Below are 15,218 nucleotides of genomic sequence, written 5' to 3' on the forward strand. Positions count from 1 at the left end.
TCTTTCTTATCCTTTTTTAATTATATCTTTGCGCCAAATTGAAATACTAATATTAAACAATCAGATGCAAACAATTATTTCACCATCGTTATTATCAGCAGATTTTACAAACCTTAAAGCTGACATTGAGATGGTTAATAAAAGCGAAGCCGATTGGTTTCACCTGGATATTATGGATGGTGTTTTTGTTCCAAATATCTCATACGGACTACCTGTAGTACAACAAATCAATAAAATTGCTGAAAAGCCATTGGATGTTCATTTAATGATTATTGATCCAGATAGATATGTTGAGGCTTTTCAAAAAGCTGGTGCTGATTATCTAACTGTACACTACGAAGCATGTACTCACCTGCACCGTACCGTACAAAACATCAAGCAACATGGCATGAAAGCTGGTGTTTCTTTGAACCCACACACTCCTGTTTCTGTTCTTGAAGATATTATTCAAGATATTGATTTGGTGTTACTAATGAGTGTAAACCCTGGATTTGGAGGACAAAGCTTTATTGAAAACACTTATAAAAAAGTAAAGCAGTTAAAGAGCATGATTGCTGAGAAAAATGCCAATACAATAATTGAAGTTGACGGTGGTGTTAATTTGGAGACTGGAAAGAAATTGCTTGAAGCAGGAGCTAATGCACTGGTTGCAGGTAGTTTTGTTTTTGGAGCTGATGATCCAACACATACCATATCAAATTTGAAAAATTTATAATATAAAAAGACCAAATGAAATTCCATTTGGTCTTTTTGCTTTTATACAGTTACGGCATCTTTACCTTCCAGGTAATCCTGCAAATAAGCAAAATGCTTTGTAAGTTTTCCATCTTTAGCTATGGTAGCTCGTTCTAATATTCCTTCCGTGTCATCACTAAACAAAGCTTCGTAAACATTATCGGCCAAAGCTTCACCAAAATCAATAGATGAATCACGTGGCAATTCACCTGGTAAATTATCAACAGCCATAACCGTTACATTGCGCTTATCAACAAACGGGATGGCCTCTTCTTCACTAAATCTATCATATCCATAAAAAGAAGAAGCAATGGTAGAAGGTCGCAAAGTCGACGGCAATGGTCCATCAATATCACAACTAACATCTGCTATTACCGAAATTCTAAAATCATCCTCTTTATAATCCTCAGGAGTTAAGAACCGTGGTGCTTTCGGATCCCAATAATGACAAGCAATATATAAATCGGTAACTTTTGAAAACTTCTTAAATGTTGATCGGTACATCTCAGGATGATCGTAAAAATGCTTCAAATCAAAATCTGAACCATCAATTCTTTCAACATATTTATCGGGGTCTATTCTGCATACTACAGGCTCATCATATTCTGTAGTTAGAAACTCTTCTGGATTAACTTCCTTTAAATTTAAAACCCGAATGGTTTGCATAGCTCCCATTGCAACCCTTCCTCCACCTGTTATTAGAATTTTTATTGGCTTAAGAGTGATCTTTTTTAAGTGCTTGTACATTTCATTCATATCCAAACATGTTCTTGCTGGAGGTAAATCGAAGAAATCGGTCCTCATTCCTCTTGCTCGTAGAGCTTTGTATGCTCCAACAACTCCAGCCCAATGACCAAATGCAACAAGTCTCTGTCCCAAAATATTAGTTAGGTATTCATAATCTATCAGTGTAATGTTTCTTTTTATAACCTGGCGAAGCAACTCGCGATTGTGAGCTTGTTCTTTAGCTGTATGAGAGAAAAACAAGTATGTTTTATTTGGTATTAATGTTGGAATATTAACCTCCTTTACACCTATTAATATATCGCACTCGCGGAGATCTTCAGTTAAAAAATACCCTTGTTCCCTATATTCAGCATCGGAAAAACACCTAATATCACTAGGTTGAATGAAAATACTCACATCGGGGTATTTATCTAATATTTTTAAACCGGTTAAAGGTGGAATGGCCACTCTTTTATCTGGTGGATTTTTAGTTTCACGCAATACTCCTACTCGAATACGATTCTTCATAAGCTAAACTTTTAGGTGTGATATAAAAGAATTCTTGATAAGCGATAGATTATATCAATAGAAATATACTATCCTTATTTAAATTTAATAAACATTTAACAAATACAAGAACTTTCTTTAAAATTTTAACACTTATATCATTTGCTGATTTTGAGAAGAATACATTCATTATGTATTAAAAATTGAAACATCAGTAGCTTTTCTGGTGTAATATCTATAGTAGCTATTGTATTTTTACTAATTTTGCATGGATTCTAGGGGCTGACGTGGTTTTGACAGCATGTAGAATTGATATGTAAGCATGTCGAGCGTTGTGATTCCAGCTCGTAAATATCGGATCTCACACTTTTTAATTGGCGAAAATAATTACGCTCTTGCTGCTTAATCGAATCATAGTAGATTGAAGCTTAATTGCGGCACAAGGATGCTGCGACGAGACATCCCGCTTATGGTTCCACCTTGTTCCGGTAAGTATATGGGATGCTGACAATTCAGGGTTAGCAAACTTCAAGCTTCGGGTAGTTCGCGAAATTTAGAAGATAAGCTAAGGTCTCGGGTGTGCTTTCCCTACCCTTAGTCGAAAATCAATAAATCACTAAGCATGTAGAAAGCCTATTGGTCGCATGTTTGGACCAGGGTTCGATTCCCTGCAGCTCCACGAGATAATAGTCAAATCAAATCAAATCCGCTCAAAACGTGCAGTTTTAGCGGATTTTTTTTATCTTCATATTCAAATTCAATCAAATTAAATCAAAAAAGTAGACACCTATAAGATACCAATTTTGATTTTTACAAAATTAGGTATCCGAAAAATACTCAATTATTGAATATGACTAAAATGTTTAGCCTAGGTATCTTACTCCACATCCGGAAAGATAAATTAAATAAAAAAGGTGAAGCTCCAATTTTCATGAGAGTAACAGTGAATGGAAAAAGAGCTGAAATATCCACCAAACAATTTGTTCAACCTGAAAAATGGAATAATCAAGCAGGAATAGTAAAAGGTACAAAAGAAGATGTTCGAGCACTAAACCAATTTCTAACAAACTATAAAAGTAAAGCGAACAGGATTTATCAAAAACTTATTGAAAATGACAAAACCGTAAGTGCTAAAATAATTAAGGATACATTATTAAAAAAACAGACAAACACCAGCTCTCTTGTAAAAGCATTTGAACAGCACAATACACTTTTAAAAGAGCGAGTAGGAATTGACTACTCTCCTTCTACTTACAAAAGATACGAGACTACCCTAGATCACATCAAAAACTTTATCAAATTCAAATACGATCAAAATGACATTCTTCTCAATGAATTGAACTACCAATTCATTGAAGATTTAGCACATTACTTCAAAACGGTACGAAAATGCAATCACAATTCATCCATAAAGTATATCAAAAACTTTAAAAAAGTAATATTCTTGGCTATTAAAAAGGAATGGCTTGATAAGGATCCATTTGTTAATTTTTCAGTAAAGCTAGAAGAAACCAAAAGGGTTTACTTATCACAAGAAGAACTGGATCGATTAGAAAAAAAAGAGTTCAAAGTTAAACGCCTAGAACAAATAAAAGATTTTTTCGTGTTCTCTTGCTATACCGGATACCCTTATAGTGAAATTGAAAAATTGTCCCCTGATCATATTCAATCACATTTTGATGGAAAGAAATGGATAATTACAGAACGTACTAAAACAAAAACACAAGCTAATATTCCAATCTTACCAAAAGCATTTGTAATTATTGAGAAGTATAAAAACCATCCGGATTCCATTAGAAACAACAAACTATTTCCCATACCATCAAATGTAAAATACAATGCATATCTAAAGGAAATTGCGGACTTGTGTGAAATCAATAAAAACCTAACAACTCACGTTGCACGGCACACATTTGCAACTACAATTGCATTAAGTAATGGCGTATCAATAGAAACAGTTGCATCAATTTTAGGACACAAGTCAATTCGTACCACACAAATCTACGCCAAAGTGGTTGAAGAGAAAGTATCGAAAGAAATGGATAGTCTTTTAAATAAACTCAATAAATAAAATATACTATGACTTCAGCAAAAACTCTAAAAACACATGGAAAAATCACATCTTCACTAATATCAACAGGAAATTTAATAATGAGAGTGAAAATCGCCTTTTCTCCAAAACAATATATAATCGCCCTGTATGATTATATATTCTTTTACACCCGAAGTGTAACTTCACTAATATCAACCGGAGATTTAATCATCAGCTACAATAGTAAATTGTGCGATTCATTTACAAAAACAGAAATCATTGAATATAGAATCAATTTTGTTGATAGAAGAATGGAAAGAGTTGAGAAACTAATTAAACTAAGAAAAAGATCAATTTTATGGTTTACAACTTTTCTTATTTTCACAGCTTTATTCTTTTACTTCACCTGGATGGATAATTTATATGCAAGAAATATAACGCATTTAGCCTGTACAATTAGTTCAATATTATCAATACCATTGGTAAGATTACACAGCTTCTTTGAAAATGACATAAGAAGTAGACTAACTAAATATAGGAATCATTTATGCTCAGAACTAAATCTACTCTCCAAAAAAGTCCCAAAACAAAATTCCAGTCTTCAAGCCCCTATTGTTGCAGAGGCAAACATGACAGGAGTTCTATTCTTTTTATTTGTAAAAAACAATCTTATGAATAATAAGATCCCAACTTCTACTATTAAGTCAATTTTTTCCAACATTTTCTCAAAAAAAAATGGATCTAATTTTGTTACAGATTCCTTCAAAAATCCTTTTGTACTGACAAAGACGAACTATGCTGTTTGGAAGCTATATGATTTCTTTATTGAGCAATTAAAAATAAATTCTTCTAAAATTAATAACGTAAGAAGTGAAGTTGAACCTGAAGTAAATCAAAACACAGAAAGACTATTTTATCAATTAAAAAACTCACGTTTTGAATTCAAAACAAAAGATGAAGAACTTAAAGTTATTCTTAAAATATTTTGTCACACAATTATTTCGAATAAAGAAACTCCAATTCAATTAGACAAAAATGAGCAAATATCTTTAAAACATGTAATTAAATCACACTTTTAAAGAATAGCATAAATTGTGCTATTTTTATAGAAATAAAAAAATACCATCATTACCATAAATGCAATAAACTATGGTAACGATGGTATATATGGTAAAACTATCACCAAGAACCGAAATAATTTGAAACAAGTAAACTGTATTTACTTTACTCCTGGGCTTATTCTGCGCCTTTGCTCATAAAACCTTTCATTTTTTCAATACAATTTTCAAAAACTTCCTGATCTTATAATATAAATTTCTTTAGAATTAGTATTGGCAATTAATCAATCTCTATAAGATATTACCATTCCTCATTACCAATAGGATCTCCACATGAAATTTCTTCTTGCAAATTAGAGTCATTTATTCCTTCAAGTAATTCATCCAAATTATACATAACTTCTCCTTTCTAAGTTCATTTATAATGATCTATTCAAAAGTTAAAATCCCATTAAAAAATTTCAACTTTCTCATGCACCTTATAGAACAGCTTCAAATAGTGTCTATTCTGCACCTTCCGTTATAAAACCTTTCATTTTTTTGATACCATTTTCAAGAGCTTCCTGATCAGCTAATTTATATTTTTTTGAATCAATTAGTTTTTGTAATGAATCTATTTCGTTTGAATAGTAAGTAATTAAAATGTCATGCTTTGCACTGGAAGTTATTGTATTAAAAATTAGAAAGTCTTTTGTTTCTCCTTTAAGGCATGGTGTCGATTTTTCTAATTTGGTAAGTTGATTAATGAAACTTTTTAAAAACCATATTTCATTTTTCCCATCTTCTTGACAAATAAGTTTAGTTTCATAAGATGAAGAAGTTTTGCCAAAATTTTGAAAGATATTAAATGTCAGAGTATCTCCATTTACACGATAATTATTCGTTTCTAATTCTATTCTAGTTGTTTTAACTGATTGGTCGGACATGAATCCTCCCTGAACTTTGTTATCAGTAAGTTTTAAAATTCCTTTTAAGATATTTTCAGAAGCATCTATAAACAGTTCAAGTTCTATAGGATCTAGTTTTGAATAAAATTCACTTTTTGCCCTTACATGCTTTTTCTTTCTATTTCTATACCTTGCAACTGATCTTTCAAGCATTAACCTTTCAAGGTCTTTATTGACAAAAAACTTCTCTGAAATAAATGTTTGATATTTACCAACAAAGTCTTTTTCCGTTTTGCTGCAACTTGAAAAAATTAATAAGATTCCCAAAAGGAAACTGATAAATAATAATTTGTTCATGTAATTTAAATTAATTGATTTATTATAGTATTAATGAATTCGTTATATCACCATTACTCCTTATAAACTGTTTATTTGGATCTAAGCTACAATCAGGATTTAATTCAACATGTAATTGTAGGTTGCTAGATGAATTTGGTCTTTTATAAAAATTTTTAAGCCCCCATGTGTATTGATAAATAAGGATTAGATTTGAAAAAACAGAAGGTGTGTAGTTCTTGTCTCTATAATAACCAGATACTCTCCAGTTTTCTTTCTTGGCTTTCTTCAAGAAGCTAATTGTAGTTGAGATATTATTCTCAATTAATTGATTAGAATTAATTTTACCAGCCGACCTTTCGTAGTTCAATGATTTTAGCTGTTCCCAATACACGTAGCAAAACTGACTAGCAGAAAAGTATTGAAGAATATCTTTTATCTGTTCAAAAATTTCATAAGAGTAATTAAATGGAATATCAATGTATTTCAATTTTACTATAATAAATTCAATGCATTCCAAGACAAGAACTTCTTTGGTTAACTCTTCAAGTTCTAATTGATTGCATTTTGAAATTACAGGATCTTGAAGATTTGATAATAATTGATTATCTGCTAAATCTGTAGAGAATACATTTATATCAATCGTAATCTGATCATTTTTAACATGACGAAAAAGATCAAGAGAATCAATATTTACATTATTTTCTGTAAATACTGAAATGATTGATTTATCAAGAAGATATTTGAATATATAATTATCCGAATATTTAGTAGGGCTCAGTTTTACACCATTTGAGTCATTTGATTTTAGAAAGGGAGCTGATTTTAAAAATGAAGCAAGGTAAAATTGTTCTTTAACAGATAAATCAATCAGGTTTATTTGTGTTGGACCAGAATTAAGTAGTGCTTTCATTTTTCTTTGTTTTAGCAACCAAAGCTCCTAAAACAAAAAGAGGCATGTCCCCTATTCAATTATACCACAGAAAGGTACCGCCAAGCACCCTGAGTAAGTACAACAAAACAAGGGAACACACCATATCTTGGTGCGTTCACTCGTCCATTCCTCTTACTCATTAAAATTGGCGGTTTTATCTGTAGAGAAACTTCAGTAACGCAATATTTTTCTTATATAATTTCTAATTACAAAGGTAATTATTTAACACAAGTTGACAATATTATTCATTCAATATTTATTATTCCATAATGATATTTATATCAGAATAACCTCTTTATTCACTATTAAAATATATAAGAACAATAATAGAATAAGTTATCTTCTTAAAATAAGATAATACTATTTTTATTATCTTCACATAAGAAACATTAAAAAGCAAAAGATGATTGACTTAATTAATGCTAAAAAAGATATTTTTACTCGACTAGAAAAACAAATTGACCTTTACGTCAACAAACTGGAAGATGAAGGCTTTTTAACAGAGACAGAACTTGTAGCTTCAAAAACAATAATCTCAAAATTCACCATAGATTTTGAAAATCTTTTTAGGAATCATGGTTATGATGGAGGAAGCTTAAACTGCATTGGATTTGAAGCAGGTGCTAAAGGATGGATGTATGCAATTTATGATACATCAAAATTAAGCCCTCAGGAAGTTAATTCCCTATTGAAATCTTTCTATTCCTAAATTATAAATTAACGTAGTTCTATAGATAATCTGTTAACAAATATGAGTATCAAGTTTATTAAGTAAATAAATGATACTCATTAATGTTTATGGTATATAAAAATTCAATTGTTTTTTGATAATTTAAATCTGACCTCCCACACCCTTAAACTTCTCAACAAAAGAGGCAATTTTTTGGAAAACACTCTGCTTCTTTGTTAAGTATTGTGGATTCAATGGACTCATTTTTGGTAGAAGTTCATTGAGTTCAGTACCATTTTCACTCGCATATTCTCGTCGCAATGAAGTTGCAATGTATCGTTTTGCAGCCTCTTCATTAAGGTTTTCAACGACAATAAGTTCAGAAACTTCACTCTGTTGCTTTTTCTGTGCAAAGCCATAGAAAGCATCAATAATGCTGACTTTATCCTGAAATGTATCAAGGTCTGTATTATTTATAAAATCGACAACCAAACTCTCTTTCGCACGGTTTCCAATACTGGCTCTAATCATGCGACGTACTTCTTCAACTAAGGCATCTCTGTCTTTGGTCTTCTTATTATGCTCAAAAATCAACTCTAGAATATAGTCAAGGTCAATCTCTTGAGATTTTAGAAGATCTACCTCAAAAACAACATCATCCCAGTCAATGTCTGACTCTTCAGCATCTTTCCCTCTCTTTTCACGACGAAACCAATCACGAATATCATTATAGGTCGATCGGTAATCCTGAATAGTCCGCTCTTCTGGCACTTCAATATCTTGCATTGCAGCAATATCTTCATCAGTTACATAGTGAGCAGCCTTGAACTCTTCAACAGCTTTGGGATTATCCATATCAAGATTTTGGATAGCTTTTAAGCTGGTAAATTCATCATAGTTTTGAAGAGTATTTTCAAGACGAAGATATTCACCAAAAAGCTTAGTAAACTCTTTTTTATCTTTTTCTTTGACAATCTCATCCGGATTAGGAAATTTCTCATTTAACTCCTTTACTACATCATTATATCCACGACGAGCTTCTCCACTTGCAATATCATCAAAGCCTTCCAAATACTCCTTATAGCTCTTTTCAATGACAACATTTTTCGTGTTACTATCACCAAAAAGGGTAATCGCATCAACTGTAGCTGTTTCCAGATCTCTAAATGTAACAATATTACCAAAGGTTTTGGTAGCATCATAAATACGATTGGTACGTGAAAATGCTTGCATTAAGCCATGATATCGTAGGTTCTTATCTACAAAAAGTGTGTTTAGTGTAGGTGCATCAAAACCAGTAAGAAACATTCCAACCACTATCAGAAGGTCAACCTCTTTACTCTTTACTCTTTTGGCAAGGTCACGATAGTAGTTTTGGAACTCTTTACTATCAACTCCAAAACTGGTTTTAAACATCCCATTATAATCATTGATTGCAGCAGTCAGAAACTCTTTCGCACTTGCATCCATTGCAGAAGGTTCAAAGTTCTCGTCAGGAATCTCACCTTTTGCACTTTGCTCTTCATTAGCAGCAAAGGAAAAGATGGTTGCAATCTTCAAAGGTTGATCACTCCCGATTTGTAACTTACGTATTTCTTCATAGTAGCATTTTGCAGCATCAACACAATTAACCGCAAACATTGCATTAAAGCCTTTTCCTCTCCCCTGCAGGCGATGAGTTTTCAACTTAAAGTTTCGTAAAATGTATTCAGATATTTCTTTGATACGTGCAGGATGAAGCAAAGCTTTTTTATTTTCTGCTGCACTCAACTTCTTCTCGTCCTGTTCTTTTTCAATAGCTTTAAAATGAGGGCGTACATCATTGTAATCAACCTTAAACTTCAATACTTTCTCATCTCTAATCGCATCCGTAATTACATATGAATGTAATTCATGCCCGAAAACAGAAGCAGTATCTTCAGCTCCCAGAGCATTATAACCTGCAAATATTGGAGTACCAGTAAAACCAAACTGATAGTATTTCTTAAATTTTTTTTTCAGGTTCTTTTGTGCCTCACCAAATTGAGAACGGTGTGCTTCATCAAAAATAAACACCACTTGCTTATCGTAAATGGAAAGACCATTCTCACTTTTCATGAGATTATTTAGTTTCTGAATCGTGGTAACAATGATCTTATTATCATCCTTATCAATATTTCGTTTCAAACCCGATGTACTTTCCGATCCATTCACACTATTGGGAGAGAATCGCTGATACTCTTTCATGGTCTGAAAGTCTAGATCCTTACGGTCTACCACAAAAAAGACTTTATCAACAAACTCAAGCTCTGTGGCTAGTCGTGCCGCTTTAAAACTTGTTAAGGTCTTTCCCGATCCGGTGGTATGCCAAATATAACCACCACCTTCAGGTTTTGAATGACTTTTTGCTTCGTAAGAGCTTCTTATTTTCCACAAAATTCGTTCGGTAGCTGCAATTTGATAGGGTCTCATAATAAGAAGCGTATCACTCACATCAAAAACGGAATAAGTAAGAAGTACCTTTAAAAGGGTATGCTTTTGAAAAAAGGTAACAGTAAAGTCTTTCAAATCTTTAATCAGGCTGTTATCAGACTTTGCCCAATTCATTGTAAAATCAAAACTATTTTTGTTCCTCTTTACCGTATTGGCAAAATATCTGCTATCGGTACCGTTAGAGATTACAAAAACCTGCAAGTATTTAAAAAGGGAGTTCTTACTATTAAAGCTCTCTTTACTGTAACGGTGTACCTGATTAAAAGCCTCACGAATGGCAACACCTCGCTTTTTTAATTCTACTTGAACCAATGGTAAACCATTTACCAAAATGGTAACATCATAACGATTTGCCTGTGTGCCTTTTTGCTCAAACTGAGATATGACCTGTACCTTATTGCGTGCAATCTTCTCCTTATCTACCAGGTAGATGTTTTGAATATGCCCATCGTCAAATACAAAATCGTAGATGTAGTCATCATGCAACTTCCTTGTTTTATCAATGAAATTCTCACCCGGTTTATCCAAATATTCTTCCACAAAACGAGACCATTCTTCATCAGAAAACTCCATATTGTTGAGAGTCTGTAGCTGTTCTTTTACATTGGCAAGCATTGTTTCCTGGTTGGTAATTTTTGGCAGGTAATCATAGCCCTGATTGCTCAAATCATTGATAAGCTCTCGCTCAAGATCAGCTTCAGTCTGATATTGAGTAGGCGGCTCATGTGCTTCCGAGAACTTGGTATACTTATCCAGAACAATGAAGTTCTTTGTTTCAGCTATGGTTTTATATGCTTCCATATTCTTCCTTTATTCTTTAGTTAACTAATGAATTGAAGCCATACTCTCTTTTTAACTCACGAACTAGGTAACTCAACACTCTTTTATCATTATCTTCTATCACAGAAGCTTCCTCTCCTGAAAATTTTCCATGACTAGAAAGATTAATAATACGGTTATAATATGCCTCTCGGGATTCTTGAGGTAAAAGGTCTCTCCATTTATTATAACCAAGAAATGTTGAGGTTTTTTCTAATATGTTACGAAGGAAGTTATAGTGATACTTTTGAATGGCATCTTCTTCAATTGCTCTTTCAATTTCAGATAAAAGTAAAAGGTGATAAGAAAAAGGAGAATCATTAGGTTGATCCAAAAGAGAAAAAGTTCCGTCATTTAATTTTTCTAAACGCTTTTTTGTGGAATGTTTTACCTTAAATCCAGTACTACTATCAGGATTATTAAATTCGTTGAATAGCACATTATAGAATAATGGATTATGGGTCGTTATAACAAACTTCAATCCAGACTTGGTAGACCAATCAAAATAACTTGATTTTATCAATACTGCTATATTAACTGCCAATTCAATTAAATGTGTGTCATCCAGTGAACTCACAGGATCGTCAATGAAAATATATTCTAAATCATCAAATTGATTAGTTTGTCGCTCACCTTCCTCCTCATTTAAATTTTCAACAATTAATTCTAAAAAGCTAAAGAAAACACTCCAAATAAAGTTGCTTTCTTCACCTTTTGAAATTTTAACATTCTCTATACTTGCAGCGTTACCACGGTTAATTGAAAATTCTACCTCTGAATAGTCAGAATTAAAGGTTGGTATTAAAGATGGACTTGTATAGTGTTGAAAATTACTAATAATATTGTTTTCCTGTCCCTGCTCAACAAGCACCCAATTAGTAAAATTATTTGGTCGAACAATAAGTTTTCTATTAGTGTCCGAATCCAAATCGTTATCCCAGAAGAAGAGATCTTCCGTAAAAGCATTATAATATAACACTTTAACCCTCAACTCTTCTGATTCTCCTTCCTCAATTACTTTGGGAGCAATTAATTCCTTAAACTCACGTGATAATCGAGTTTTACCCACTCCATTAAATGCGTAGATTAATTGTACTTTTTTGTCGCTACCTTGTAGTTCTCGTGCTATTTCTGTTAATGTCTGCCCCATACTATGCCTCTATTTCTTTTTTAGGGAATGTTAGTAATAGATCTCTATAATATTCATACTGCTTTTTTCTTAACTCTATCTCTTTCGGTAATCCTTCACTAATGGAGCTGGTTATGGTGTCGAATTTGTCGAGAATGGAGACGATGCGTTTTTGTTCTTCTATTGGTGGAATAGGGAATATAATTTTTGCTAAATCCTTTGCTGAAACATCAATCACTTTAGCTCCTTTAGCATATTTCCTTTTCTTTTTTGCAAACATAGTCGTCTGAGTATAATAGGCAAAAAACTTACCTATAATATGGGAATTAGGCTTAAAAATAGTAGCATGCCCACCAGTAACGGCTGGTTCTTTACCAAGATAAACAACAGATTTTCCAACATCCTCAAGGTTTTCGCTTGTGTTAGTTACAATTACATCGCCTGTGTTGACTTTTTTTAATTTCTTAGCTGTCTCGGGAGAGACAAAAGAAATAGTCTCTTGTGTATGTGTCCCGTAGTGAGTATATATCTGACCATAGTGTATAGCTGGAATTCCCTTTTCAGTAAAGTCTGATTTTGGTAATCCATTACCACGAACTAACTCACCAACCTCGTCTAGCTTTTTCCACTCGACTTCTCCTTCTTCGAAAGTCAATAACTGATCACGATAATAACTATACTGCTTTTTACGGGCTGTTAGCTCTGCTGTTAGCTCTGCTGTTAGCTCTGCTGTTAGCTCTGTAAATGTATCAAGAATACGAACTATTTCTTGTTGTATTTTTAACGATTTTTTGTGGTCTTCTGGGCAAGGGATCGGAATTTGGAGTTTAGACAAGTCTGACTTATTGACAGCTGGCACTCCCCCCTCTTTTTTTAGGCCTAAAATTAATTGATTTTCAGATTGAAGAAAATAGAATAGGTATTTGTTAATCAATCTAGATTCATCTATTGATTTTAGCTTGTAACATAAAGGTCCTAACCAAAAGGAATTAGTTTGATATCCTACATAACCTATACCTCCTTGCCCTCTGGAAGGAGTTGTAACAGTGTCTCCATCACAGTTACAACTATGGCAATAGCCCGACCTAGTTGTTCCTGCATTGATATAGTCAAAACACGTTGGTTCTTCAACAATATTTGATGGTTTTTGTCCTGTATTAATATCTACAACATCCCCTAAACTTTTCCACTCAACCTCAACCCCCTCTAACAATTTCTCTATATAACTCATACCTCAATCTCCTTTACAATAGCATCAATATCCACACGAAGCGCATCAATTTTACTCACAGTAGCAGCAATCTCTTTATTCAACTTTTCAATGTCAATCACTTCGCGAGTATCTTTAGCTTCAACATAGGAGCTTACCGATAAATTGTAGTCATTTTCGGCTATTGTAGTATTGTCTACGTTTGATGCAACATATTCTATATCCTTCTTACTATCGAACACCTCCATGATATCATCGATATGATCGTCAGTAAGAACATTGTTATTGATCTCTTTTTTAAAGAAATTTTCACCACTAGCATCAATAAACTGGGTGGTGTTTTCTTTTTTACTTTTGGAAAGAACAAGAATATTCACCGCTATAGAAGTACCAAAGAATAAATTTGGTGCTAAGGAGATAACAGTCTCTACAAAATTATTATCTACCAAGTACTTTCTAATCTTTTGTTCTGCTCCACCTCGATAGAATATACCAGGAAAACAAACAATAGCTGCACGACCTTTACCCGATAGATAACTCAATGCATGAAGAACAAAGGCAAAATCTGCCTTCGATTTAGGAGCTAACACGCCCGCAGGAGCAAAGCGATCATCATTAATAAGAGTTGGATCATCGCTACCAATCCATTTTACCGAGTAGGGCGGATTAGAAACAATGGCATCAAAAGGTTTGTCATCCCATAATTGAGGATCTGTTAACGTATTGCCAAGCTGAATATTAAACTTATCGTAGTTGATGTTGTGCAAAAACATATTCATACGTGCCAAGTTATAGGTGGTATGATTGATCTCCTGACCAAAAAAGCCATCTTGAATGATATGATCATCAAAGTGTTTCTTCGCCTGTAGCAAAAGAGAACCTGAACCGGCAGCAGGGTCATAAATTTTATTTACCGCCTTTTGTTTGTGCATGGCCAGTTTTGCAATCAACTTAGATACATTTTGAGGCGTGAAAAACTCTCCTCCCGATTTTCCTGCATTGGCAGCGTAATTGGAAATCAAAAACTCGTAAGCATCACCAAAAAGATCTATCTCATTATCTTCGAACTTACCTTGCTTTAAATCTTCTACTCCTTTGATTACAGCAGCCAAACGGTTGTTTTTTTCCTCCACTGTATTTCCTAAACGATTACTTGTAGTATCGAAATCGGCAAATAATCCTTTAATATCATCCTCTGATGCATAACCATTGGCTGAACTCTCAATAGCAGAGAAAATAGCTGCTAAATCCGTGTTCAGATTTTTATTATCATTTGCATTCTTTGCTATATTAACAAAAAGCTGACTAGGGTAGATAAAGTACCCCTTAGTCTTTACGGCGTCCTCTTTTATTTCAGGAGTAATAATATCATCTGATAAAGAAGCATAATTGATGCTATCATCTCCTGCTTCAATATAGTTGATGAAATTTTCACTTATAAAGCGATAGAAGAGAGTTCCTAAAACAAATTGTTTGAAATCCCATCCATCAACAGAGCCGCGAACATCATTCGCTATCTTCCATATTTGAGCTTGTAGTTCGGCTCTTTGTATCGTACTTGTCATTATATCTTTTTAAATCGTTATTCCTAATTATTAGAATTTCACTAATTCTCGTATCATAATTGTGCATATATCCAAAAGGATATATGCACAAATATTGTATGACATGTCAAATATAGGAATAAAAAAACCATAATTTAA

The 15,218-nt window shown here is 33.1% G+C and carries 11 protein-coding genes and 1 other RNA gene; 5 read left to right on the forward strand and 7 right to left on the reverse strand.

Going from position 1 to position 15,218, the window contains the following annotated elements; genetic code table 11:
* Positions 1–64: 64 nt before the first annotated feature.
* Entirely contained in the window at positions 65–715 is a 651-nt protein-coding gene (rpe, locus tag DF185_RS09150; RefSeq protein WP_110360436.1) for a ribulose-phosphate 3-epimerase, read from the forward strand.
* A gap of 41 nt (positions 716–756) precedes the next feature.
* Here rpe and DF185_RS09155 read toward each other — a convergent pair whose 3' ends face one another.
* The gene (locus tag DF185_RS09155) at positions 757–1,989 is read right to left on the reverse strand and encodes an NAD(P)-dependent oxidoreductase (RefSeq protein WP_110360437.1); all 1,233 of its coding nucleotides are present in this window, start codon (positions 1,987–1,989) and stop codon (positions 757–759) included.
* Between the two features lie 257 nt (positions 1,990–2,246).
* Here DF185_RS09155 and ssrA point away from each other — a divergent pair.
* The 3 genes from ssrA to DF185_RS09170 all read left to right on the forward strand — a co-directional run bounded on the left by ssrA (position 2,247) and on the right by DF185_RS09170 (position 5,079).
* Positions 2,247–2,650, forward strand: a transfer-messenger RNA (tmRNA) gene (gene ssrA / locus DF185_RS09160).
* Between the two features lie 168 nt (positions 2,651–2,818).
* Positions 2,819–4,039 carry a site-specific integrase gene (locus tag DF185_RS09165; RefSeq protein WP_110360438.1) on the forward strand — a complete coding sequence of 407 codons (1,221 nt, stop codon included), beginning with the start codon at positions 2,819–2,821 and terminating at the stop codon, positions 4,037–4,039.
* 8 nt (positions 4,040–4,047) lie between these two features.
* Positions 4,048–5,079: a hypothetical protein gene (locus tag DF185_RS09170; protein ID WP_110360439.1), complete on the forward strand. Its 1,032-nt coding sequence runs from the start codon at positions 4,048–4,050 to the stop codon at positions 5,077–5,079.
* Between the two features lie 482 nt (positions 5,080–5,561).
* Here DF185_RS09170 and DF185_RS09175 read toward each other — a convergent pair whose 3' ends face one another.
* Together DF185_RS09175 and DF185_RS09180 are read right to left on the reverse strand one after the other, a co-directional pair.
* Positions 5,562–6,302, reverse strand: coding sequence for a hypothetical protein (locus tag DF185_RS09175; RefSeq protein WP_110360440.1), 741 nt, complete (start codon positions 6,300–6,302; stop codon positions 5,562–5,564).
* A gap of 22 nt (positions 6,303–6,324) precedes the next feature.
* Complete coding sequence (locus DF185_RS09180) at positions 6,325–7,194, reverse strand: hypothetical protein (RefSeq protein ID WP_110360441.1); 870 nt, start codon at positions 7,192–7,194, stop codon at positions 6,325–6,327.
* Between the two features lie 424 nt (positions 7,195–7,618).
* Between DF185_RS09180 and DF185_RS09185 the strand changes: the two genes are divergently transcribed.
* Entirely contained in the window at positions 7,619–7,924 is a 306-nt protein-coding gene (locus tag DF185_RS09185) for a hypothetical protein (RefSeq protein WP_110360442.1), read from the forward strand.
* Between the two features lie 123 nt (positions 7,925–8,047).
* Here DF185_RS09185 and DF185_RS09190 read toward each other — a convergent pair whose 3' ends face one another.
* Genes DF185_RS09190 through DF185_RS09205 form a run of 4 tightly spaced genes read right to left on the reverse strand, consistent with a single transcriptional unit; the run spans position 8,048 to position 15,080 of the window.
* A complete protein-coding gene (locus tag DF185_RS09190) occupies positions 8,048–11,158 on the reverse strand; it encodes a type I restriction endonuclease subunit R (protein ID WP_110360443.1) in 3,111 nt (1,036 codons plus the stop codon).
* Positions 11,159–11,174: 16 nt separating this feature from the next.
* Positions 11,175–12,326, reverse strand: a complete 1,152-nt coding sequence (locus DF185_RS09195) for an AAA family ATPase (protein WP_110360444.1) — start codon at positions 12,324–12,326, stop codon at positions 11,175–11,177.
* A gap of 1 nt (position 12,327) precedes the next feature.
* On the reverse strand, positions 12,328–13,536 hold the full coding sequence (locus DF185_RS09200; protein WP_207784611.1) for a restriction endonuclease subunit S: 1,209 nt from the start codon (positions 13,534–13,536) through the stop codon (positions 12,328–12,330).
* The gene (locus tag DF185_RS09205; protein ID WP_110360445.1) at positions 13,533–15,080 is read right to left on the reverse strand and encodes a type I restriction-modification system subunit M; all 1,548 of its coding nucleotides are present in this window, start codon (positions 15,078–15,080) and stop codon (positions 13,533–13,535) included. Before DF185_RS09205 ends, DF185_RS09200 begins: the two co-directional genes overlap by 4 nt.
* Positions 15,081–15,218 lie beyond the last annotated feature (138 nt).

The sequence above is a fragment of the Marinifilum breve genome, from assembly GCF_003202155.1.
Classification (GTDB): Bacteria; Bacteroidota; Bacteroidia; order Bacteroidales; family Marinifilaceae; genus Marinifilum; species Marinifilum breve.

Bases quoted from the DNA above. Each gene is read 5' to 3' on its own strand.
- DF185_RS09165 (WP_110360438.1), top strand. From the start codon at position 2,819: ATGACTAAAATGTTTAGCCTAGGTATCTTACTCCACATCCGGAAAGAT.
- DF185_RS09190 (WP_110360443.1), bottom strand. From the start codon at position 11,158: ATGGAAGCATATAAAACCATAGCTGAAACAAAGAACTTCATTGTTCTG.
- DF185_RS09205 (WP_110360445.1), bottom strand. From the start codon at position 15,080: ATGACAAGTACGATACAAAGAGCCGAACTACAAGCTCAAATATGGAAG.
- DF185_RS09170 (WP_110360439.1), top strand. From the start codon at position 4,048: ATGACTTCAGCAAAAACTCTAAAAACACATGGAAAAATCACATCTTCA.
- DF185_RS09185 (WP_110360442.1), top strand. From the start codon at position 7,619: ATGATTGACTTAATTAATGCTAAAAAAGATATTTTTACTCGACTAGAA.
- DF185_RS09195 (WP_110360444.1), bottom strand. From the start codon at position 12,326: ATGGGGCAGACATTAACAGAAATAGCACGAGAACTACAAGGTAGCGAC.
- DF185_RS09200 (WP_207784611.1), bottom strand. From the start codon at position 13,536: ATGAGTTATATAGAGAAATTGTTAGAGGGGGTTGAGGTTGAGTGGAAA.
- DF185_RS09175 (WP_110360440.1), bottom strand. From the start codon at position 6,302: ATGAACAAATTATTATTTATCAGTTTCCTTTTGGGAATCTTATTAATT.
- DF185_RS09155 (WP_110360437.1), bottom strand. From the start codon at position 1,989: ATGAAGAATCGTATTCGAGTAGGAGTATTGCGTGAAACTAAAAATCCA.
- rpe (WP_110360436.1), top strand. From the start codon at position 65: ATGCAAACAATTATTTCACCATCGTTATTATCAGCAGATTTTACAAAC.
- DF185_RS09180 (WP_110360441.1), bottom strand. From the start codon at position 7,194: ATGAAAGCACTACTTAATTCTGGTCCAACACAAATAAACCTGATTGAT.